Consider the following 22603-nt stretch of genomic DNA (forward strand, 5'->3'; position numbering starts at 1 on the left):
TCATCAAATGATTGCGCCTAAAAGTGTGCGACTGGCTCACGGGCTGCATTATGCGAAGGAGAAATGAAATGGCGATCAAGACTGTGTCTGATGATACGTTTGACAGCGATGTGTTGAAGGCCGATGGCCCCATCTTGGTAGATTTCTGGGCAGAATGGTGCGGACCGTGTAAGCAGATTGCGCCTGCGCTCGATAACATCGCCTCGGACATGGAAGGCAAGCTGACGATCGCCAAGGTCAATATTGATGATAATCCGATGACCCCCGGCAAGTATGGCGTGCGTGGCATCCCCACCATGATCATCTTCAACAAGGGCGAAATTGTTGACACTAAGGTCGGCGCGATGGCTCAGGGTAAAATCCAGGAATGGATCAATACCCACGTCGCTTAAGACGACTTGGATTTGCTTAAAAAAACCGGCTCCCTAAAGGAGGCCGGTTTTTTTGCGAAGGAATAGCCTTCGAAATATGATTAATTCGCCTTTAACGCGAGCTTGGTGAGACTTGTCTAGACCAGAGCGGAGCCTGAGACATGTCCTTACCCCTGATCATGGATGCGACCTTTTATGAGGAAGTGCTCGTTTCGAAAAAGACGATCGCCGTGGCCTTTGTCGCCAATTGGTGCGAGGCTTCACGCGTGCTTTGTAAACTTCTGGAAGAGTTGGGGATAGACAGTGAGCGCCTTACGGTCATGACCATGGATATGGATATGACCCGTCATGCCAAGGTGATCTTTGATGTAACATCGCTGCCCACGGTTCTGGTGTTTCGCAGCGGGCGGTTGATTGGGCGGCGTTCGGGCCCTCAGGCCAGCGACACGCTTGGGCCTTGGCTCCTCTCCCATGCCGCAAAGCCAAAGGTTTTAAGGAGCGTAGCAAGCGCTTAACCCACGCTCGACTGGACGCTTTCACCCGCACCGGCATTGAGCGCGAGCACTTGCCCGGCCAGATACAGCGAGCCGCAAATCACCACGCGCGGGGCCAGATCATCATCACAGGCATCATGAAGGGCGCTGATCAAATCGGCGCTGGTTTGCGCAGGAAGGCCCGCGCGCCGGGCCGCCTCAGCGGTGTCATGGGCGCTGGCCGCGCCGTCACGCCCACCCTGGAAGGTGGTGGTGATGACTTTGGCGGCCATGCCGACGAAATAGCGAAAATAGGCCTCGCTATCTTTATTCTTTGAGAACGCGCTCACAAGGACCAGCGGGCGCTCTTCACGCTCTTCCAGCTCTCCCAAAGCGCTCGACAGCGCATGACCGGCGGCTTCATTATGTCCGCCATCCAGCCATAAATCCCCGCCCAGATCTTGCACCAGCTCGGCCAGATCGCCCTGGGTCAGACGTTGTAGACGCGCGGGCCAGGATACGGTTTTCAGGCCCTGACTGATCGCTTGATCAGGCAGCTGAAGATAGCGCGCGGCGGCAATGGCGCTGGCCGCATTGGTGATTTGATGGGCCCCGATCAGGGCCGGCAAAGGCAGGTCCAGAAGGGCGCTATCTTCTTCAAACACCAGGCGATCATGTTCGCGATGGGCGAAGAAATCGCGATCGGCGACACTCAAAGGCGCACCCACGACATTGGCCACGGCTTCGATCATGTGCTGGGCCTCGGGGGCCTGGGGCGCGATAATGGCGCGCACGCCGCGTTTCAAAATCCCGGCTTTTTCGCGCGCAATCTGCGTGATGTCATCACCTAAAAAGTCCTGATGATCCAGGCTTACGGGCGTGATCACGCACACCGCTGGGGCCTCGATGACATTGGTGGCATCGACAATTCCGCCCAGGCCGACTTCTAAAATCACCCGATCTGCGGGCGTTTCAGAGAAGAGCAGGAAGGCGGCCGCTGTCGTAATCTCAAAAAACGTGATGGGATTGTCGCCATTGGCCGCTTCACAGCGCGCGAAGGCCTCGCGTAGGCGCGCATCATCGACCATGTCCCCGCCCAGCACGATCCGCTCGTTAAAGCGCACTAGATGGGGGGAGGTATAGACATGAACCCGCTCGCCGGCGGCTTCACACATGGCCTTGAGAAAGGCCACCGTAGAGCCCTTGCCATTGGTCCCCGCGACATGGATTACAGGTGGTAAACGCTTATGGGGATCGCCCAAAGCCGCCAACAGGCGCTCGATCCGCTCTAAGGAGAGGTCGATTTTCTTTGGGTGATAGCGCGCCAGGCGAGCCAGCGCGTCCTCAATCGTCTCAGGCGCGCTGGTCATTTAGGACTTACGCCTCGCTGGGTTCAGCGGTCTTGACCGCGATATTGGCTTTGGGGCGTTTGAGCATCACACGCAGGATATTGCCCAAGGTTTTCGGCAGATCCTTACGATGGACCACCTTATCCACCATGCCTTTGTCCAGAAGGTATTCAGAGCGCTGGAAGCCTTCAGGCAGTTTTTCGCGAATGGTCTGTTCAATCACGCGCGGACCGGCAAAGCCAATCAGCGCGCCCGGTTCCGCAATATGGACATCGCCCAACATGGCATAAGACGCGGTCACCCCGCCCGTGGTTGGGTCGGTCAAAACCACGATATAGGGTAGTTTATGATCGCGCAGGCTTTGAATGCCCAAGGTGGTGCGCGGCATCTGCATCAGGGACAAGGCCCCTTCCTGCATCCGTGCGCCGCCCGCTGCGGTAAAGACCACGAGGGGGGTGCGACGCTCTACGGCTTCATCACAGGCCTTGATGAAGGCTTCACCGGCCGCCATACCCAAAGAGCCACCCATGAAGGCGAAGTCCTGGACCAGAACGGTCGTCTCAACGCCTTGGATTTGACCGACAGCAATGGCCATGGCATCCTCACGCCCGGTTTTCTTGCGGGCCGCCGCCAAACGGTGGGGATAAGGCTTATCGTCCTTGAATTTCAACGGATCTTTGGCAACTTCTGGAATGGCAATCTCGCTCCATTCCTTGTCAAAGGTGTATTTGAACCGGGCATCGGGACCGATGCGCATATGGTGACCGGCCGGGGTCACATGCTGACCGGCTTCTAAGTCTTTGTGAAAGACCATTTCGCCGGAAATCGGACATTTGATCCACAAATTTTCTGGGGTATCGCGTTTGTCGAACATACGCGCCACACCCGGTGTGGTCAGTCGAGACAGCCAGTTCATGTTGCGCTCCTCTTATCCGCGCGCGCTATGCGCGGCTTGGGCCAGGTCCGCGGCCAGATGCAAGGCTTGGTCCACTCCGCCGGTGTGGAGAGCCTCCACAATCGCAGAGCCCACGACCACCGCGTCTGCACTCTGGGCGATATCGCGTGCCCGTTCGCTGGTTTTCACTCCAAACCCGACCGCGACCGGTAAATCGCAGGCGGCTTTGACCCGGGCGACTGCCTCGTTGACCGCTTGGCTCTCGCCAGTCTTCGCGCCAGTGACCCCTGTTGTCGATACGTAATAAACAAAGCCGGACGTATTGGCGACCACGCGCGGCAGTCGCGCCTCATCCGTGGTGGGCGTCGCTAAACGAATGAGGCTAAGCCCGGTGCTTTCCAGGGCCGTGCGCAAGTCTTCATCCTCTTCAGGGGGGATGTCCACACAGATCAGGCCATCAATCCCGACCCGGGCGGCGTCTTTGGCAAAGGCGTCAAAGCCATAGATGAAGATCGGATTGGCATAGCCCATCGCCACCACCGGTGTATCAGGATGGGTCTGGCGAAAGTCTTCGACCAGTTTCAAGACACCCTTGACGCTCATCCCGCTGGCCAGCGCGCGCAAGGCTGCGCCCTGAATGGTGGGGCCATCGGCCATGGGATCGGTGAAGGGAAGGCCCAGCTCGATCACATCCGCGCCCTTATCGGCCAGACCCTTCATCATGGCCAGGGTGGTGCCCGCATCGGGATCGCCCGCCATCACATAGGCGATGAAGGCCGCTTTGTTTTGCGCTTTTAAGGCGCTGAAGGTTTGGTCTAGACGGTTCACAGCTTTACCCCCAGGGCTTCGGCGACGGAGAAGACGTCTTTATCGCCGCGCCCACACATATTCATCAAAATCACACCCTCTGGGCCGAGCTCCTTGGCGAGATCCTTGACCCGGGCCAGGGCATGGGCGGGCTCAAGCGCAGGAATAATGCCTTCCTGACGCGCGCACAGCTGGAACATTTCCAGCGCTTCGGCATCGGTGGCGGAGCGATATTCGGCCCGGCCAATATCATGCAAATAGGCATGCTCTGGCCCGATACCGGGATAATCAAGCCCGGCTGAAATCGAATGGGCATCGGTGATCTGGCCGTCTTCATTCTGTAAGAGATAGGTGCGATTGCCGTGCAAAATTCCGGGCTTACCCCCGCTTAGCGATGCGGCATGCTTACCCGTTTCAATGCCTTCACCGGCCGCTTCCACGCCGATCAAACGCACATCTTCATCTTCCAAGAAGGGGTGGAACAGCCCCATTGCGTTTGACCCGCCCCCGATACAGGCCACCGCCGCATCGGGAAGACGCCCCGCCTGGTCCAGCATTTGTTGGCGCGCTTCACGGCCAATCACGCTTTGGAAATCACGCACCATCTGGGGATAGGGATGGGGGCCTGCGACTGTGCCGATGACGTAAAAAGTCTCTTCGGGATAGGTCACCCAATCGCGAAGCGCTTCATTCATGGCATCTTTCAAAGTGCCCGTGCCAGAGGTGACAGGAATGACTTCCGCGCCGAGCAGTTTCATACGGAAAACATTGGGCTTTTGACGCTCCACATCTGTCGCGCCCATGAAGACGGTACACGGCAGGTTAAAGCGCGCGGCCACGGTCGCGGTCGCCACGCCGTGCTGACCGGCACCGGTTTCGGCGATGATGCGCGTCTTGCCCATGCGCTTGGCCAGCAGAACCTGGCCCAGGCAGTTATTGATCTTGTGCGATCCGGTATGGTTCAGCTCATCGCGCTTGAACCAGATCTTCGCCCCGCCAAAGGCCTCCGTGATCCGTTCTGCGAAATACAGCGCGCTGGGTTTACCGACATAATCGCGCATGAAGCCTTCATACTCAGCCATAAAGGCCGGGTCGGCTTTGGCCGCGTTATAGGCCGCTTCCAGGGCCAGAATATTGGGCATCAAGGTTTCAGCGACGAAGCGACCGCCATAGGGGCCAAAGCGGCCTTGGGCATCGGGTTGAGCGCTTAAACGGTTCGGGCGGGGATCTTGGCTCATACTACACTCACGAAGGATTTAAAGGGGGCCCAGTCGGGCTGCGTCGATAAAGGCTTGAATACGATTTGGGTCTTTAACCCCCGGCGCAGATTCCACGCCCGAGGACACATCAACGGCGCTGGCCCCGGACAGGGCCAAGGCCTCGCGCACTGTGTCGACATCCAGCCCACCCGACAAGAGCCAGGGGGGGCTTTGGGGGTAATCTTTTAAAATCGTGCCATCAAAACGCTCACCCCAGCCACCGGGACGATCAGCGCCTTGGGGCGGTTTGGCATCAAAGACGAAACCATCGACATAATCGCGATAGGCGCTCGCGCGCGCTAAATCCTCGTGCGTGCGAAGGCCAAAGGCTTTCCACACGCCTTCGCGCGCATAGGCGCGCACATCCCCGCAGCGCGCCGGGCTTTCACTGCCATGCAGTTGAATGATGTCCGGTTTGACGATACTGGCCAGTTTGGCAAGCGTTGGATCATCAGGATCGACCACAACGACAACGGTTTTCGCGCGATCCCGGGTCTGGCGGACCAGCTCTGCGGCGATTTCAAAATCAACATGGCGCGGGCTTTTTTCAAATATGACAAAGCCCACCCACTCAGCACCGGCTTTCAAGGCTGTTTCAAGGGCTTGGTTATTTTTAATTCCGCAGATTTTGACCTGTGCCATAATGTTTGTTGAGTTAGGCCAGAATGAGGGCTTTGGGAAGACTTAAGACTGCGCAGAAGGCATGCGGCCTAAACAAAAGGCATTCGGGTCAAACAAGATCCAATCGCGAAAGGCTTTGATCTTGGATAGATGCGCCTTGCTTTCATCATAGGTTAGCCAATGGGTCAGGCCATCAAGCTCGGTTTGAAAGGGCGCGACCAAGATTTTCTGCTCTAATTCACGCGCGAAATAAGCCGGGGTTGCCATCACCACACCATCGGGGGTGCCTAAAGTGGCGGCAACCTCCATGGTTTGGCTTTCCAGCTCCAACACGCTGTGATCGGGAAGCGGTGCATCAGGGTCGCCGGCCAGTTTGAACCATTCGCGCCACCACCACATATCACCAATAATACGGAGCTTGAGAAGATCACGCGGGGTTTCAAACGGTCCGTAGGTTTCATACGCGGCGCGCGACATCAGCGGGGATGCGGTGGCGGTGAAAAGAAAGTGTGCGGCCAGACCTGGCCAATTGCCCGCTCCGGTCCGAATACCAATATCGGCTGAGCCCGCAAACAGATCCGCGACCTTCGGCGTGGACTCGACCCGGACCGCCAGATCAGGATGAAGCGCTTGAAAATTATGAAGACGCGGCACCAGCCAATTGGTGCAGAAGGTCGGTAGCACGCTCAGCGTTAGGATCTGGGCGCTATCTTGGCGCACTTCATCAAAGGCGCGCTTAAGAAGGGTGAAGGCCTGACTGGTTGATTGGGAGAGTTTTCGCCCCTCTACGGTCAATTCCACTTGGCGCGCTTTTCGCACAAAAAGCTTCACCCCCAAGCGTTCCTCCAGAATTTTGATCTGATAGCTGACGGCCGCCTGGGTCATGCCCAGCTCCTCACCGGCCTTGGTGAAATTGCCCAGGCGCGCAGCACATTCGAAGACGCGGATCGCGGCGATGGGGGGGAGATTCATAGGGCTATGCATAAGCTGTCTTTATGAGAGGCCATTGAGCTTTCATTGGTCAATATCCGGACTTTACCCCATTGTGTCCAGCATAAAAGGTCAATCAATGGAGGTCGCAATGACGACGTATTCACACCGCTATGGCTTAGGCAAAGCCTCCCTTATGAGTGGGAGAAAGCTTCCAATCACATTTTTGTTTTTCGAATGGCTGGAAAAATTACTGAGAGGGGCTGGACGTCATGCCGATTATAACCGAAAGGTCTGATCACGCATCTGTCCCTCCAATGACTGATGCTAGCCTAGCCGGATCAAGCCCTTAGCTTGGTCCGGCCTTTTTTAGGCTGTGGCCACCAGGGTTGAGCCGACACGGTTGGCTTCAGATCGGGTAAAGGCCCCATATTGCTCGATCGCGCGTTCATATTCGGGGCGGGTGGCGCGCGAAATATCATTCTCGGTCTCGCCATTTTCGCGCTCGACACGGGCATCGCGGGACTGGATTTGAGTGGCTTCATCATCACGGCCAGAGGAAGTGGCGCTGGCGAAGCCGCGATCATCTCCATCATTATCGCCATCACCGCGCCCGTTCGCGGGCGTATTTGTATTGGCCGTCGCTGAATTCGCGTCAGGTGCGGGCGTATTGCCATCGGCGGGCACCCCCTCAGAGGCGGCATTGGGGTCTTCGCCATTTTGGATCGCTTCACGCTCAGTGGCAGATTGCTCGCGCAGATCAGCCTGAGCTTGCGCGGCGAGCGCATCGGCCTGGGCTGCGACCGAACGGTCCTGACCAGAGGGTTCCGCCGGGGCCGTAGCGGAGGCTTTGATTTTGCGTGCTTTTTCTAAAGTGGCTTCGGGATCACCTTTAACCGGACTGACATCAATGGACACCTCCCCGCCCACCGCATAGCGCTTGCCATCGGGGCCTTTTTCATAGGTGTAGCTGGCCGCGCCGGCTAATCCACCACTGGCGGCCTGGTGGGCTTGCTCATGGGCGCGCACCTCACGATCACGCGCTTGCAATTCGGCAACGAGTTTTTGCTCCTCCTCGCTCAGCGCATTGGGGTCGGAGCTATCCTCGCCTTCAGGGGCTTGATCCAGGCGCGCAGGATCCCCCTTGGGCTTGCTGGGATCATTTTGCGCTTCAAGGCCGCGCTTATAGGCTTCGCTGGCCGCATCACTAATGGTGACGCTGTCTTCTAAAGTCTGCGGCGTGCGTAGGCTGGGAGTTTGCTCATTTTGGGGAAGTGCAAGCGGGGCACGCGGCTCATCTCGAACCGGCTCACCGCTGGCGCTTTGTGAAATCGGCGGCGTTTCCGGCAGGCGCGCAGGGGCAGATCCTGCGCTGGCGCTGGAGGTATAAAGGCGAGAATATGTGGCGGTGTCCAAGCCATTCATGGCGGCACGCTAACCCATGACCACGGTCTTTTGACCGAGCAGATAAGGCAAGCCTAGCGCGGCGAGGGTAAAAAGGGGTTAAAGCCCAAGAAAAAATAAAAAAAGGTCTGTTCAGGGTGAACAGACCTTTAAAATTACGAATCGCGTGGAGGCGATTTAGCTGTTGATCGCGTCGACGCGTTCACGCAATTCCTTACCGGTTTTGAAGAAAGGCACATGCTTTTCTTTCACGGCCACTGAGTCTCCGGTGCGCGGATTGCGGCCCTGACGGGCGGGGCGGTTGCGAACAGAAAAGGCACCAAAGCCGCGTAATTCCACGCGATTTCCCTGTTCCAGGGCGACGGTAACTTCTTCAAGAATGGTGTTCACAACCCGCTCAACATCACGTTGATAGAGGTGTGGATGATCTTCGGCGAGTTTTTCTATGAGTTCTGACTTAATCATGTGAGGGGGTCCTAGTCAGTGAAGCTTGTGGAAACATTAGGAAACTTCACCCCCATCCGTCAATCGCAATCACCGAATACGACATAAAAAATAAATAAAAAAATAGCCGGGGTTGTTTCACCCCGGCTATTCGTGATTGTCGCAGACGCGAAAATCTTAGTCGTTCTTGTCACCGGCTTGCAGTGCGGCACCCAAGATGTCGCCCAGCGATGCGCCAGAATCAGAAGACCCGTACTGTTCAACCGCTTCTTTCTCTTCAGCGACTTCCAGAGCCTTGATCGAGACAGAGACACGGCGAGCCGCCTTGTCGATATTGGTGACGCGCGCGTCGAGCTTATCGCCAACGGCGAAACGCTCTGGGCGCTGTTCAGCACGGTCACGAGACAGGTCAGACTTACGGATGAAGGACTTCATCGCGCCGTCCTGGCCCAGAGACACTTCGATACCACCGGTGGTGATTTCGGTCACGGTGCAGGTGATGATGTCACCACGCTTGAAGCTACCTTCGTCCATCGGATCGCCGCTGAGTTGTTTGATGCCCAAAGAGACGCGCTCTTTCTCGACGTCAACGTCAAGAACTTTGGCTTCAACAACATCACCTTTGGAGAAGCCTTGAATGGCTTCTTCGCCGGCACGTTCCCAATCGAGATCGGACAGGTGAACCATGCCGTCGATTTCTTCGTCCACACCGATGAACAGACCGAATTCGGTGATGTTTTTAACTTCACCTTTAACGGTTGAGCCCACAGGGTGGCTTTCTGCGAAGACTTCCCAAGGATTGCGCTGGGTCTGTTTGATGCCCAAAGAGATACGGCGCTTGTCGGCGTCGACATCCAGGACCATGACCTGAACTTCTTGAGAGGTAGAGACGATTTTGCCGGGGTGTACGTTTTTCTTGGTCCAAGACATCTCAGAGACGTGCACCAGACCTTCAACGCCCGATTCCAGCTCAACAAAGGCACCATATTCAGCGATATTGGTGACGCGGCCTTCAAAGGTCGCACCCACTGGATATTTCGCGCCAACGCCATCCCATGGGTCAGACTGCAGCTGCTTCATGCCCAAAGAGATACGCTGGGTGTCTTTGTTGATCTTGATGATCTGAACGTGAACGGCTTGACCGACTTCGACGACTTCGCTCGGGTGACCGACGCGAGACCAAGACATGTCGGTGACGTGCAACAGACCGTCAATGCCGCCCAGATCCACGAACGCACCGTAATCGGTGATGTTTTTAACAACACCTTCGCGTGCTTCGCCTTCAGCCAACTGGCCGACCAGTTCAGCACGTTGTTCAGCGCGAGATTCTTCAAGAACCGCACGGCGAGAGACAACGATATTGCCCCGTGGGCGATCCATTTTCAGGATGGAGAAAGGCTGTTCTTTGTTCATCAAAGGACCGACATCGCGCACAGGGCGAATGTCAACCTGTGAGCCTGGCAAGAAGGCCGAAGCCCCGCCCAGATCCACAGTGAAGCCACCTTTAACACGGCCCACGATGGCCCCGTTAACAGGCTCTTTCTTCTCGAACAATTGTTCCAGACGATCCCAGGCTTCTTCGCGGCGGGCTTTGTCGCGCGACAGAATGGCATCGCCCAAAGCGTTCTCGATACGCTCCAGGAAGACTTCAACGTCATCACCGACAGCTGGGGCTTTAGAGCCGGGACCGGTAAACTCGCGCACAGGAATACGGCCTTCGGTTTTCAAACCGACGTCAACGACAACTGCGTCGTTCTCAATGGCCGTCACGCGGCCCGTTACTACAGAGCCTTCAATCAGATCGCGGCCAGCAAGGCTCGCTTCCAGCATTTCGGCGAAATCGTCACGGCTTGGTGCCGCGGTTGAAGAATGCGTCATAAGAGGGAGAACTCCAGGGGTGCATCATTAAAATGAGCAAGGCTCAAGCCTTTGAAACTCTTTAATGGGCCGCGTTTCTAACCCCGGGCGGCCTAGGGTAAGGTTGATACGATGAGCGCTTTGGGCCCTAGCGCCAAACACCGCACTCCCCTTTCGGGAGACGGTGGCGACAGGCCAAACGCGCTCGGCTCACTCAGTCTGGCGCTTGCCCGGTTCGTATCTGAACCAGACGTACAGCCTCGCTGACGGCACCGTCTATACTCAAATTAGACGTGTCTAGCAAGATCGCATCGTCGGCTTGACGCATAGGGCTGTCTTTGCGGGCTGCATCACGTCCATCGCGCTCTTTGAGTTGGGTCAAAACTTGCTCGAAGGTGATCTCTTCGCCGCGATTGATCAGCTCGGCATGGCGCCGGCCTGCGCGGATTTCCGGATCGGCGGTGACGAAGAGTTTGACATCAGCGTGGGGCGCGATGACCGTGCCGATATCACGCCCATCCAGCACCGCTCCGCCGGGACGGGCGGCAAAGTCTTGCTGAAGATGGAACAGCGCCTCGCGCACACCGGGATGAACCGACAGCACTGAGGCTGCGGCCCCAACGCTGGCGCTGCGGATACGGCGTTCATCAATATTCGCAGGATCGACCAACTTGGCCGCTTGTGTCGCCGCGTCCGCATCATGCGGGCTCTCACCCGCATCCAGCATCAACACGGCCGTCGCGCGATACAACGACCCCGTGTCGAGATGGGGCAATCCAAAACGCGCGGCAATTGCGCGCGCAATCGTCCCTTTGCCAGAGGCCAAAGGACCATCCACAGCGATTAACATAGCGATTTACTCACTCTCTATCCGGGCCCCGATCTGGGCCATATCGTCGAAAAAGGTCGGATAGCTGGTGGCAATCATGGCCACATCGTCAACCTTGGATGGCAGCTTGCTGCTCAATCCGAGAATTAGACCACTCATCGCCAGGCGGTGATCATGGTGGGTTTCGGTGAGCCCCCCGCCCGGCACGCTGCCCAGGCCCTGGCCATGAACGGTCAAGGTGTCGGGGCCTAATTCGAATTTAACGCCATTGGCTTGCAACATGGCCGCCGAGGCCGCCAGGCGATCGCTCTCCTTGGCGCGCAGCTCGCCCAGGCCTTCCATTTTGGTCGTGCCTTCGGCATTGGCGGCAATGACGGACAAAATCGGATATTCATCAATCATGGAGGCGGCGCGGCTGGCCGGAACCTTGACGCCTTTCAGCGTGGAGGTGCGCGCGGTAATATGGACGAGCTCCTCGCCTGCGCGCTCACCTGCAGGTGTGAATGTCAGATCCGCACCCATGGTTTTAAGCACCTCATAAAGGCCAAAGCGCGCCGGATTGGTCAGCACATCACACACGGTGATCTCGCTATCTGGGGTGATCAAAGCCGCAGCGATCAGAAAAGCCGCCGAAGATGGATCGCCGGGCACATGGACATGATCTGCGCTCTGCAGCGTGATCGGGCCAGCAATGCGCACAGTCCGACCGGGTTTGTGATGCTCGGTGACGATTGGGCAACCAAACAGGGGGGCCATGCGCTCGCTATGGTCGCGCGTTGAAATTCGCTCTTCCACGGTCGTCACGCCCTCCGCGCCCAGACCGGCCAGTAAGATCGCGCTTTTGACCTGGGCCGAGGCAATCGGGGGCGCATAAGAAATCGGATGCAAGGGGCTGGCCCCGGTCAGGCGCACCGGCAGGCGTCCACCCTCTTGCGCTTCGGCCTCAACACCCATCGTGCGTAACGGCCCCAGGACGCGCTCCATCGGGCGTTTGGAGAGGCTTTCATCACCCACGAAAGTCACTGTCAGGGCAAAACGTGATGCGGCCCCCATCAACAGGCGCACCGCTGTGCCTGAATTTCCAAGGTCAACGGGCTGTTTAGGGCTTTTCCAGATCGGGCAGCCGGTCACGGACCATTCGCCGGGTCCTACATGCTCGACATTCGCGCCAAATTGCGCCACCGCTTTGGCCGTGGCCAGCACATCGCCACTTTCCAACAGGTTTTCGATGCGTGTGGTGCCATTGGCAAGTGCAGAAAATATTAACGCTCTATGTGAGATGGATTTATCAGGCGCAGCAGCGAGACGTCCTTTTAAGCCTTGACTGGCAAAGCTTTTTCTGGAGCCTTGTTGAGCTTGCGGTGCGGAAGATGATGCGTTGTGTGACATGGGTGCTGTGCCGTTAACTGGAAGTTTTGCGAAATGGGGTTTTGACAGGCTGGCGCGAACGTGACAATAGGCGCGCCGATTTAGCTGGTCAAAAACGACAGATGGGGATTAGTCCGTGCCCAAACCTGACCTTGGTGAGAAACGCGTCTGCGGTGAATGTAGCGCGAAATTTTATGACTTAAATAAGGATCCTATCATTTGCCCGAAATGTGGCACTGAGTATGATCCGACCTCGGCGGTTATCAAAGCCAAATCCTCACGTCATGCCCCTCAGGATGATGAAGACGAGGATGAGGACGATACCGGGCGTGATCGCAAAGATCGTGATCATGAAGATGACGAGGATGATGCGCCGGAAATCGACGAAGCGCCTTTGGAAATGGGCGATGAGGATGACGATGAAATCGCCGTGACCAAGGGTGGGGACGATGATCTCACCGAAGGTTTCGAAGATGATGACGACACCACCGCCGATGACGATGATGACGTTCTGCTCGACGATGATGACGATGATTTCAGCGACGATATCGAGCTGGGCGATGAAGACGAGGAAGATCGTCTTTAAGCCTTGATCGCCGCATGTGCGCAAAAGTGTATATGATGTGAAAAAGGCACTTGATCCCGGGGCGCGGGGCTCTTAGGTTCCGCGCTCCCAATCGCGCTTGGTTTTAACGCCTGGCGCGAACCGTCTTGGTACGGGGCCTTAGCTCAGCTGGGAGAGCGCTTGCATGGCATGCAAGAGGTCACCGGTTCGATCCCGGTAGGCTCCACCATTACTTATGATCTCGCGGCAGTCCGCTTCGCACACGCCTCAGATAAGACGCCGCTGACCGGCCGACGCGCGGTTGCGATGGTGTTGAAGGCCCCGAACGTCTGGCTTAGTCCCAGATCAGATAGGCCAGCGCTTCTTGGAGATTGGTGAAGAGGGCGGCCTTGTGTCCGCTCATCACATGAGCGGTCAGGCTGATGACGCCGACTTTTTCACTGTCTTCTGAGACGAGAAACGCCACTTTGGTCGCGGGAAGTGCGCGCGCGCAGGCATGTCCGCGCCGGATCAAGTCTTCAATTGTATAGGGATAGCGCGCATCGCGCATATCAAAGAGTAATTTGCGCGCTGGATTGTCACGGTAGAAGGCCATCAAATCCGCAAACGCGATTTGACCGGCTTCAGGGGTGCGTATGCCACCAATCTTGAAGGCAATCGCCTTGCCCTGATTGATTTTGATAATGTGGTGGCGCGGCGCATCGTCCGCGTGACATTCTGATAACTTGTTCATCCAGAGACCCAAAGGAGGGAAGAATGAACGCTTCTTATTCAGGTCTGGACAAATTAACTATCTCTGTTCAGTCAAAGCGGCTATGCGATTTAGCCTTAATGGCCTGTGCTGGCCATTTCTTGTAGAATGGATTCAGCGGCTTGGCGTGGATTTTCGGCCTGATTGATCGGGCGTCCGATCACCAGATGGGATGAGCCCGCTTCCAGCGCATCTTTGGGTGTAACCACGCGTTTTTGATCGCCCGCATCAGCGCCCAAGGGACGGATGCCCGGCGTGACGATCATGAAGTCGTGGCCAAAGCGTTGGCGGATTTCTGCCGCTTCCTGGGCGCTGGCCACAACACCGTCCATGCCACACTCTAAGGCTTGCTCGACCCGGCGCAGCACCAGATCGCGCGCGCCCATGCCATAGCCGATTTCGGCCAGGATCGCATCGTCATAGGCCGTCAGCACCGTAACGCCCAGCAGTTTGAGGGTGGAGCCGGCCCGGCCTTCAACGGCGGCGCGCATGACGGGCGGTTCGGCATGCACGGTCAACAGGTCTGCATCCACACTGGCGAGCGAGCGCGTGGCCTTCTCAACCGTGGCGGGAATATCGTGAAGCTTATAATCGAGGAATACTTTTTTATCGCGCGACTTTAAGGCGTGGGCGAGGGCCATGCCGCCGACGGGCAGCAATTGCAGGCCGATTTTATAATGCTCACACACATCCCCGATGGCATCGACCAAGTCTTCCGCTTCGGAAATTGATGGCACATCTAATGCCGTGATTAAGCGCTCATCCGCCATGATTACACCCCCAGACCGATACGTCGCATGAAAACCTAGGTTGCACGATTCGTTTGCCCTGTCTGGTTATATTGGATGAGACCAGACTTAGCCCTGCGTGTGACCTTTGGCCGATCCCTCGCTAGAGCGCACCGAAGCGCTTCCTTTCTTCATAAGGGCCATTCCCACGCTGTCAGGCAAGATCTTATTCAGCGCGACCAGGAATTTATACCAAGTCCCGGGCACGGTTATGTATTTATTGCGCTCCACCGCGTCATATCCGGCTTTGACCACCTCTTCTGCCGTGAGCCACCAATAGGCGGGCAGTTGAGAAACAATGTCGCGGGTTTCATTGACATCGTGGAATTCCGAATAGGTAAAGCCCGGACATAGAGCCGTAACATGGACGCCCGTGCCTTCCATTTCCAAATGCAAAGACTGCGAGAATTTGATCAGCAACGATTTGGCCCCGCCATATAGCGTATGGCCCTTTGCGCCGGGCATTAAACCGGCCACCGAGGCGACATTGATCACGCGGCCAAAACCGCGCTCCACCATGCCGGGCAAGGTCAGGTGAGTAAGGTGAGCATAACTTGTCACCATCAGTTGTAAGAAAGCGGCGTGATCGTCCCACTCAGAATTGAGATAAGCCCCTGGCAGGCCATAGCCCGCATTATTCACCAGGCCATCGACCTGTCGCCCGGATTCCAAGACGGCGCTATAAATGCCTTCGGGCGCATCGGGATCGGCGAGATTAGCCGGGATGACCAGGCTGTCGACGCCAAACTGGGCCTTCATCTCTTCGGCCAGCGCCTCCAAGCGCTCTTCACGGCGCGCGCTCAGGGCTAGATCCCAGCCCTTGGCGGCAAAATGGCGGGCAAAGGCCGCACCAATTCCAGATGAGGCACCGGTAATCAGAACAAGTGGCCGGGTCATGATCAGCTCCTAAGTCGTAGGCGATATGAACATAGATTAGGCAGCTTCTGTTCACGCGCCAAGGGGGATGCGTTGGCCCTAACTCAAGGGCGTTTGCACCACGGGCGCATAGACATGCCAGGGGAAGGTTTCCACCAAACGCTTTGAAAAGGCGATCCCGCGCGAGGGATTGCCGTGATGATCCAAGCGTGGACTATAAAGCGCGATCCCGCACACCCCGGGCACGACGATATAAAGCGCGCCAGAAACCCCCGACTTGGCAGGAAGGCCGACGCTGAAGGCATATTCGCCGGAAAAATCATACATGCCACAGCTGAGCATCAGCGAGAGCACATGGCGCACCGTGCGCCCTTGGAATACGCGGCGCTCCGTCAACGGACAAACTCCGCCATTGGCCAGGCTCGCCGCCCATAGGCTCAGCGCGCCGACATCGCTTTTCAGCGCGCAACAGCGAAAATAAAGCTCCAACGTGTCATGAAGGTCGGCCTCGGGCGGGAAGGCCTTATGTTCGCGCATGAAATAAGCCAGCGCGAAATTACGGTCTGCCGTGGCCTTCTCGCTTTCATATGTGGCGTGATCCAGCTCAGGTTCTTGGCCAGCACAGGCCGAGCCCCAGACCCGGCGAATATAGTCAAAACGCGCATCCACATTCTGGGTCGGCCGGATCAGGGCGCAGGTCATGATCGCCCCGGCATTGATCATGGGATTATGCGGGCGATGGCGGCGGTCCAGTGTGATCTCGTTAAAGCCTTGGCCTGAAGGCTCACGCCCGACATAGCGATGGACCAGATCCTCGCCCAACAGCTCCAAGGCCAAGGCATAATTCAAGGGCTTACAGGTCGATTGAATGCAGAATTGCGCCGCCTCATCACCTTCGCGCAAACCCATGGAGAAGTTCTGGCCATCAATAGTGCACACCGACAGGGCGAAGGCTTCAGGATCAGCGCGGCGAAGTTCAGGAATGTAATGGGCAATCTCACCTTGGTGATCATCGGCGGCGAAGGCGAAAACATTTGATAGGCGCTGTTTGAAACTGCCAAAATGTCCGCTGACTAACTGGTTGGTCAGGGCGCGGCTGATCAAGTGGCGCTCATCCAGGGCCAAGGCTTTTTTGAAATCGGCAAAGCTCAATGCGCGGGTTTGATCCTCCCCCCAGGCCGACAGACAGGCCCCCAGGCGCGGATCGGTTTCGCTCAAGCCCTGGGCGCGCAAGGCCTGGGCCAGGCGAAGGCGCGTAACCGGGCCTTGGCTTTCAAGGCTTTGATAGGCCCCGTGCAGGCTTTTTTCATCCAGCGCACAAACCTCGCCCTCAAATTGGGCGGGGCGGGTGGAAAAATGGGTGCCATCAGAGGGTGGAAAATTCGACGCGGGCATGAAAAACGGCCTTAGGTCTTGGGGATGCTGGAGAAATTATTCCCCAAAAGGGTTTCTCTATCCATAGCGCGCCTTTATGCAGTGTGTACAGTTATGCATGCTTTTGTATAAGGGGGGGACGTCTTATTGTTGTGCCTTGCAACAAAATTTACCGGGGCCTGCAGACAGCCCTTTAACAGACCGCCTTGGCCGCTGCCTTTCGTGGGCCAAAAATCATAAGTGCGGATCAGACAAAGGATTTTATGCGATGGCAAAGCCCATTAAAAAAATCGTTCTGGCCTATTCCGGGGGCCTTGATACCTCTGTCATCTTGAAATGGTTGCAAGATGCCTATGACGCGGAAGTCGTGACCTTCACGGCGGATCTAGGTCAGGGCGAGGAATTGGCCCCTGCGCGCGCCAAAGCCGAAGCCGCCGGTGTCAAAGACATTTATATCGATGATCTGCGCGAAGAATTCGTGCGCGATTATGTCTTCCCCATGGTGCGCGCCAATGCAGTTTATGAGGGCCTTTATCTGTTGGGGACATCCATTGCGCGCCCGCTGATTTCCAAGCGTCTGGTTGAGATTGCGCATGAAACCGGTGCGGATGCCGTGGCCCACGGGGCAACCGGTAAGGGCAATGACCAGGTCCGTTTCGAGCTGGCCGTCGCCGCGCTGGATCCCAATCTGAAAGTTATCGCGCCGTGGCGTGAATGGGATCTGACCAGCCGGACCAAGCTGATTGAATACGCTGAAACCCATGGCATTCAAGTGCCTAAGGATAAGCGCGGCGAAGCCCCGTTCAGCGTGGATGCCAATCTGTGGCACACCTCGTCTGAAGGCAAAATGCTCGAAGACCCCTCTGAAGAGGCGTTTAACGAGGTTTGCCTGCGCACCACTCACCCCGAAGATGCCCCAGATCAGCCTGAATATGTCACCATCGGCTTTGAAAAAGGCGATGCGGTCAGCGTCAATGGCGCGGCGTTGAGCCCGGCAAGCCTCTTGACCCAGCTTAATGAGCTGGGCTCCAAGCATGGGATTGGCCGTCTGGATCTGGTGGAAAACCGCTTTGTTGGGATGAAATCGCGCGGCATTTATGAGACCCCGGGCGGGGCGATCTTGATGGCCGCCCACCGCGGGATTGAACAATTGACGCTCGATCGCGGCGCGATGCATCTCAAAGAAGAGCTGATGCCGAAATATGCCAAGCTGGTCTATGAAGGTTTCTGGTTCAGCCCTGAGCGTGAAATGCTGCAGGCCGCCATTGATCACTCGCAGAAATACGTCACCGGTGATGTCCGCTTGAAGCTTTACAAGGGCAATGTTGCCGTTGTGGGCCGTACATCAGCTTATTCGCTCTATTCGCTGGAGCACGTCACCTTTGAAGATGATGATGTTTATGACCAAAAAGACGCTGAAGGCTTTATTCGCCTGAATGCGCTGCGTTTACAACTAATGGCGCATAGAAAACGCCGTATAGGCGAAAACGACTAAGAAGTACCTGTCCCCGCTCTGGAAATTTAATCTTTAAACGCCAGAGCGGGGCTTGTCTCCTTTACGCTGTCCGGGCAATCTGCCCCAAAGAGAGTTGATCGGGGACATATATATGAGTGCTGGCGCTATTCTCGCCGCTTTAGCCGTCTTAACGCTGCAGGCCCAGGGGGCCGCCTCGCAAGAGGGTGAAGACAGCCTGTTGAATGGCTATCAAGAAGCCCGTGCGCTGCGCGATGCGGCCGGTACGGCCTATCAGATGAGTGATTTTGAAAGCGCGCGCCGTTTGATGGTCGCGGCTGAGGCCTTGCAGCCCGGTCATGCGGGCATTTTGCGCGGTCAGTATCAAATTGCGATGCGCGATGAAGATTATGGTGCCGCGATCTCGGCCTTGCGTGCTATTGTGGATGCGGGCCTGATCTATGATCTCTCTGACCCTGATCGCGAGCATCTCATCGCGGACCATGCCTCCGCGTTGAGCGAGATTGAAGCCGCCCTTCAAGCGAATGCCGCCCCCGTGGGCCGTGCGCAAATTACCGCAACCCTTCCCGATACCGATGCGCTGATCGAGTCGGTGGCTGTCGATATTGAAACAGAACGCCTCTATGTCGGCTCGGTCAAATCGCGCACAATTTATATGATTGAGCCTTTTGCGCGCGATACGCCGGAGCTGTTCGCCGATGCGCAATCGGGTCTTCAATCTGTGTTCGGCATGGCCGTTGATCGGCGCAATCGTTTGCTGTTTGTGACGACAGGGGCTGTTCCTTTGACCCCGCTTGCTGAAGGTGAGCAGGCCACAACCGCCTTGATGGCCTTCGATCTCAGCACCGGCCAGCTGTATCGCCGCTATGATATGCCCGATGCCGGCCAGATGGGCGATCTGACCGTGCGCGATGGCATTGTCTATGTCACCGATGCCCAGCGCCCGCGTATCTATCGCCTGGAAAACCCTGAAAGCCAGCTGGAAGTCTATATCGATGATCCGCGCTTTGCGTCTTTGCAAGGGATTGCCCATGCCCAAGGCGCGCTGTGGGTGGCCGATTATGCCCAAGGGCTTTGGCATATTGATCCGCTTTCGCGCCAGGCCAGCTTGACGCGCTCGCCCGGTGAAAGCCTAATCGGCCTTGATGGTCTCAGCGCCAGCCGCAATGGTGTGCTTTATGCGGTGCGCAATGGCGGGGTGCCGCATAGTGTACTGCGCCTGGATGTGAGTTATGAAGGCGATATTGAGCGCATTGTCCCGGTGTTGCGCGGCCATAGCGCCTTTATGGAGCCGACACTCATTCGCATCGCGGATGAGCGTGCCTTCCTGGTTGCCAATTCGCAATGGCCACGCTTTTCCGGCGAAGGTGATGATGGCGTCGCGCCAGAACCCACCCGGATTTTAACCTGGACCTTGGATGAAGGCGTTGATTAACCCTTAAAGGCTCGCGCTTTGGCCCTAAATGTCTTATACTCAAGGCGTGGGGACAGTGTTGACGGTTAAGCGCGCGTTTACGCCCTATGAAGGCTTTTGCGCGAAAGTGCGCCCATGAGCAAAGCCAAAACGACATCATCGTCTGAGACGACTTCGCGCGAAGACACCCAGCTGGTCTATCGCCCCAGCTGGATTGCGCGTATTTGGGCGCGCCTTGCGGGCCTTCTTATGATCGCGCTGGGCGCGGCCTGGTTGGGCGCGCTATTAAGCCATGACCCCTTGGATCCCAGCTGGAATACCGCCTCGGTTCAGGTGGTGACGAATTGGCTGGGGGGCTATGGCGCGATTGTAAGTGATCTCAGCTTACAGATTTTCGGCTGGGCGGCGGGCGGTTTTGCCCTGGCGGCTTTGGGCTGGGGATTGATCCTGATTTATAACGGCCCCAAGCCCCGTTCCGGCGGGCTGATTACACTGCGCTTTTCGGCTATGGTACTGGGCGTGCTCGGTTTCGCCCTGATGGTATCGAGCCTGCCTATCCCGGCCAATTGGCCCTTTGCCACCGGGCTGGGCGGGATTGTTGGCGATGGGCTGTATCTGGGTGGGCAAGGCCTGTTAACCCAGATCGGTGTGCCCGGCGGCGTGTTTATTCTGGCCGGACTGGGTCTGCTGGCGAGCCTGGGCGGGTTTCTATTTACCTTTGGTTTGCGCGCGCGTGATTTGGCGGCGATGGCGGATGCGGCCGGACGGGTCTGGGCGACTTTGCGGGTTTGGTTCGATCATCTGATGGGCTTGCTGCCCGCGTCCTGGCATAAGGGCGAGATGGTAGAGCGTAAACCTGCCCCCGATGGGCGTGCGGAAACCGCGCCCGCGTTTTTGCGCGGCGAAGGCCGCGCGGCCCCCGCCATGCGCACCCTTGGGCGGGCCGAACCCAGCCCGGATCAAAAAATTGCACCGCAATTCTCCTCCAAATTCTCCATCGCGCGCGGCGATGTCCCTGATGAAGATGAGGACGCGTATGAGGATGATGCGCGGGTCGCTGAGACCATCAAGCCGGCCGTAGCTGCGCCCAAGAAAGTCAAACCCTCTGATCGCGAAGCGCGTGAAGCCCAGCCGGGCCTGCCGTTTGAGCCTACGGGCGAGGGTTTTGAAATGCCGCGCCTGGATTTGCTGGCCCCGGCCCAGGCGCGCGCCGATGCCTTTGATGAAGACGCCTTGACCCAAAATGCCCAGCTGTTGCAATCGGTTTTGAGTGATTTCGGCGTTAAGGGTGAGATTGTTCAGGTCCGCCCCGGCCCTGTTGTTACGCTGTATGAACTGGAACCCGCGCCGGGCGTTAAAACCAGCCGGGTCATCAATCTGGCCGATGATATTGCCCGCTCCATGGCGGCGGTGGCGTGCCGGGTCTCGGTCGTGCCGGGGCGTAATGCCATCGGGATTGAGCTTCCCAATCAAAGCCGTGAGACGGTCTTCTTGCGCGCGCTTCTGTCCTCCAACGCGTTTGATCATGCCAAGGCGGCATTGCCCTTGGCGCTGGGTGAAACCATTGGCGGGGAACCCTTCTGCGCCGATCTGGCGCGCATGCCGCACCTGTTGATTGCCGGTACGACGGGTTCGGGTAAGTCGGTGGGGATCAATGCCATGATCCTTTCCCTGCTGTATCGGTTGTCGCCTGAAGAATGCCGCATGATCATGATCGACCCCAAAATGTTGGAATTGTCGGTCTATGATGGCATCCCGCACTTGCTCTCGCCGGTCGTGGTGGATCCGAAGAAGGCCGTGGCGGCGCTGAAATGGACCGTGCGCGAGATGGAATCGCGCTATTTGAAAATGTCCAAAGTCGGCGTGCGCAATATGACCGGCTTTAATGAGAAAGCCGCCCTCGCGCGTGAAAACGGCGATGTGCTGGAGCGCACCGTGCAAACCGGCTTTGACAAAGAAACCGGCCAGCCGATTTACGAGACCGAGATTATCGAGCCCGATCCCATGCCCTATATCGTCGTGGTGATCGACGAAATGGCCGATCTGATGATGGTCGCGGGTAAAGATATTGAAGGCGCAGTGCAGCGTCTGGCCCAGATGGCGCGCGCGGCGGGCATTCACTTGATCATGGCGACCCAGCGCCCGTCGGTCGATGTCATCACCGGGACGATCAAAGCCAACTTCCCAACCCGGATTTCCTATCAGGTGACGTCTAAAATCGACAGCCGGACGATTTTGGGGGAGCAGGGCGCGGAGCAATTGCTCGGCATGGGCGATCTTCTATACATGGCGGGCGGTGGACGCATTCGCCGCCTGCATGGCCCCTTTGTCTCTGACCGCGAGGTAGAGGACGTCGCCGCCTTCTTGAAGGCGCAGGGCACGCCGGAATATCTTGATGATGTCACGCTGGATAATGATGAAGACAGCCTGGAGGCCCTCACGGGCGTGACCGATGAGACGGTGGGCAATGATCTCTTCGATCAGGCCGTTGCCATCGTGGCGCGCGACCGCAAAGCCTCGACCAGCTATATCCAGCGTCGCTTGCAAATCGGCTATAACCGCGCCGCCAGCCTGATTGAGCGTATGGAAGATGAAGGCATGATCGGCCCGGCCAACCATGCCGGGAAGCGTGAAATTTTCCTGCCCGAACGGGAAATGAATTAGGCGCGTATACAATCATAAGTCTAAATTCTTGGTAAGCTCACACCCTTGTCATCCCGCGTGATCACGCGCTCATGCCATACTTGGCCGACA

General features: G+C 57.2%; 21 protein-coding genes and 1 tRNA gene. 7 read left to right on the top strand and 15 right to left on the bottom strand.

What is annotated here, in order from left to right; translation table 11 throughout:
- Positions 1–68 precede the first annotated feature (68 nt).
- Entirely contained in the window at positions 69–392 is a 324-nt protein-coding gene (gene trxA, locus H151_RS0105640; protein WP_019960673.1) for a thioredoxin TrxA, read from the top strand.
- Positions 393–532: 140 nt separating this feature from the next.
- On the top strand, positions 533–886 hold the full coding sequence (locus H151_RS15565; RefSeq protein ID WP_019960674.1) for a thioredoxin family protein: 354 nt from the start codon (positions 533–535) through the stop codon (positions 884–886).
- On the opposite strand, the gene H151_RS0105650 is transcribed toward H151_RS15565, so the two are convergent.
- From H151_RS0105650 to aroA, 11 genes are all read right to left on the bottom strand, one after another.
- Positions 883–2214, bottom strand: a complete 1332-nt coding sequence (locus tag H151_RS0105650) for a bifunctional folylpolyglutamate synthase/dihydrofolate synthase (protein ID WP_019960675.1) — start codon at positions 2212–2214, stop codon at positions 883–885. The two genes, H151_RS15565 and H151_RS0105650, sit on opposite strands and share 4 nt — an antisense overlap.
- Positions 2215–2221: 7 nt before the next feature.
- Positions 2222–3109 carry an acetyl-CoA carboxylase, carboxyltransferase subunit beta gene (gene accD / locus H151_RS0105655; protein ID WP_019960676.1) on the bottom strand — a complete coding sequence of 296 codons (888 nt, stop codon included), beginning with the start codon at positions 3107–3109 and terminating at the stop codon, positions 2222–2224.
- 12 nt (positions 3110–3121) lie between these two features.
- Complete coding sequence (trpA, locus tag H151_RS0105660; RefSeq protein ID WP_019960677.1) at positions 3122–3916, bottom strand: tryptophan synthase subunit alpha; 795 nt, start codon at positions 3914–3916, stop codon at positions 3122–3124.
- Positions 3913–5133 (bottom strand): tryptophan synthase subunit beta, encoded by a 1221-nt coding sequence (gene trpB / locus H151_RS0105665; protein ID WP_019960678.1) that lies wholly within the window; start codon positions 5131–5133, stop codon positions 3913–3915. Before trpB ends, trpA begins: the two co-directional genes overlap by 4 nt.
- An 18-nt stretch (positions 5134–5151) precedes the next feature.
- Positions 5152–5796, bottom strand: coding sequence for a phosphoribosylanthranilate isomerase (locus H151_RS0105670; RefSeq protein WP_019960679.1), 645 nt, complete (start codon positions 5794–5796; stop codon positions 5152–5154).
- 42 nt (positions 5797–5838) lie between these two features.
- Positions 5839–6747, bottom strand: a complete 909-nt coding sequence (locus H151_RS0105675) for a LysR family transcriptional regulator (RefSeq protein ID WP_019960680.1) — start codon at positions 6745–6747, stop codon at positions 5839–5841.
- Between the two features lie 327 nt (positions 6748–7074).
- Positions 7075–8130: a putative metalloprotease CJM1_0395 family protein gene (locus H151_RS16905; protein ID WP_019960682.1), complete on the bottom strand. Its 1056-nt coding sequence runs from the start codon at positions 8128–8130 to the stop codon at positions 7075–7077.
- Positions 8131–8286: 156 nt separating this feature from the next.
- Entirely contained in the window at positions 8287–8574 is a 288-nt protein-coding gene (locus tag H151_RS0105690; protein WP_019960683.1) for an integration host factor subunit beta, read from the bottom strand.
- 156 nt (positions 8575–8730) lie between these two features.
- Positions 8731–10431 (bottom strand): 30S ribosomal protein S1, encoded by a 1701-nt coding sequence (gene rpsA / locus H151_RS0105695; RefSeq protein ID WP_019960684.1) that lies wholly within the window; start codon positions 10429–10431, stop codon positions 8731–8733.
- A gap of 193 nt (positions 10432–10624) precedes the next feature.
- Positions 10625–11260, bottom strand: coding sequence for a (d)CMP kinase (gene cmk, locus H151_RS0105700; protein ID WP_019960685.1), 636 nt, complete (start codon positions 11258–11260; stop codon positions 10625–10627).
- 6 nt (positions 11261–11266) lie between these two features.
- Positions 11267–12628 carry a 3-phosphoshikimate 1-carboxyvinyltransferase gene (gene aroA / locus H151_RS0105705; protein ID WP_019960686.1) on the bottom strand — a complete coding sequence of 454 codons (1362 nt, stop codon included), beginning with the start codon at positions 12626–12628 and terminating at the stop codon, positions 11267–11269.
- A 115-nt stretch (positions 12629–12743) separates the two neighbouring features.
- On the opposite strand from aroA, the gene H151_RS0105710 reads away from it, so the two are divergent.
- Both H151_RS0105710 and H151_RS0105715 read left to right on the top strand, forming a co-directional pair.
- On the top strand, positions 12744–13193 hold the full coding sequence (locus tag H151_RS0105710; protein ID WP_019960687.1) for a TIGR02300 family protein: 450 nt from the start codon (positions 12744–12746) through the stop codon (positions 13191–13193).
- Positions 13194–13325: 132 nt separating this feature from the next.
- Positions 13326–13401: transfer RNA gene (locus H151_RS0105715), tRNA-Ala, on the top strand.
- Positions 13402–13506: 105 nt separating this feature from the next.
- On the opposite strand, the gene H151_RS0105720 is transcribed toward H151_RS0105715, so the two are convergent.
- From H151_RS0105720 to glsA, 4 genes are all read right to left on the bottom strand, one after another.
- The gene (locus H151_RS0105720) at positions 13507–13905 is read right to left on the bottom strand and encodes a hypothetical protein (RefSeq protein WP_019960688.1); all 399 of its coding nucleotides are present in this window, start codon (positions 13903–13905) and stop codon (positions 13507–13509) included.
- A gap of 95 nt (positions 13906–14000) precedes the next feature.
- Positions 14001–14693: an orotidine-5'-phosphate decarboxylase gene (gene pyrF / locus H151_RS0105725; protein ID WP_019960689.1), complete on the bottom strand. Its 693-nt coding sequence runs from the start codon at positions 14691–14693 to the stop codon at positions 14001–14003.
- Positions 14694–14780: 87 nt separating this feature from the next.
- The gene (locus tag H151_RS0105730; RefSeq protein ID WP_019960690.1) at positions 14781–15608 is read right to left on the bottom strand and encodes an SDR family NAD(P)-dependent oxidoreductase; all 828 of its coding nucleotides are present in this window, start codon (positions 15606–15608) and stop codon (positions 14781–14783) included.
- A 78-nt stretch (positions 15609–15686) separates the two neighbouring features.
- The gene (glsA, locus tag H151_RS15575) at positions 15687–16982 is read right to left on the bottom strand and encodes a glutaminase A (RefSeq protein ID WP_019960691.1); all 1296 of its coding nucleotides are present in this window, start codon (positions 16980–16982) and stop codon (positions 15687–15689) included.
- 247 nt (positions 16983–17229) lie between these two features.
- Between glsA and H151_RS0105740 the strand changes: the two genes are divergently transcribed.
- The 3 genes from H151_RS0105740 to H151_RS0105750 all read left to right on the top strand — a co-directional run bounded on the left by H151_RS0105740 (position 17230) and on the right by H151_RS0105750 (position 22513).
- Positions 17230–18456, top strand: coding sequence for an argininosuccinate synthase (locus tag H151_RS0105740; protein WP_019960692.1), 1227 nt, complete (start codon positions 17230–17232; stop codon positions 18454–18456).
- A 112-nt stretch (positions 18457–18568) separates the two neighbouring features.
- On the top strand, positions 18569–19870 hold the full coding sequence (locus tag H151_RS0105745) for an L-dopachrome tautomerase-related protein (RefSeq protein ID WP_019960693.1): 1302 nt from the start codon (positions 18569–18571) through the stop codon (positions 19868–19870).
- Positions 19871–19984: 114 nt separating this feature from the next.
- Complete coding sequence (locus H151_RS0105750; protein ID WP_019960695.1) at positions 19985–22513, top strand: FtsK/SpoIIIE family DNA translocase; 2529 nt, start codon at positions 19985–19987, stop codon at positions 22511–22513.
- Positions 22514–22603: the final 90 nt, after the last annotated feature.

The sequence above is a fragment of the Woodsholea maritima DSM 17123 genome (assembly GCF_000382325.1).
GTDB classification, from domain to species: domain Bacteria; phylum Pseudomonadota; class Alphaproteobacteria; order Caulobacterales; family Maricaulaceae; genus Woodsholea; species Woodsholea maritima.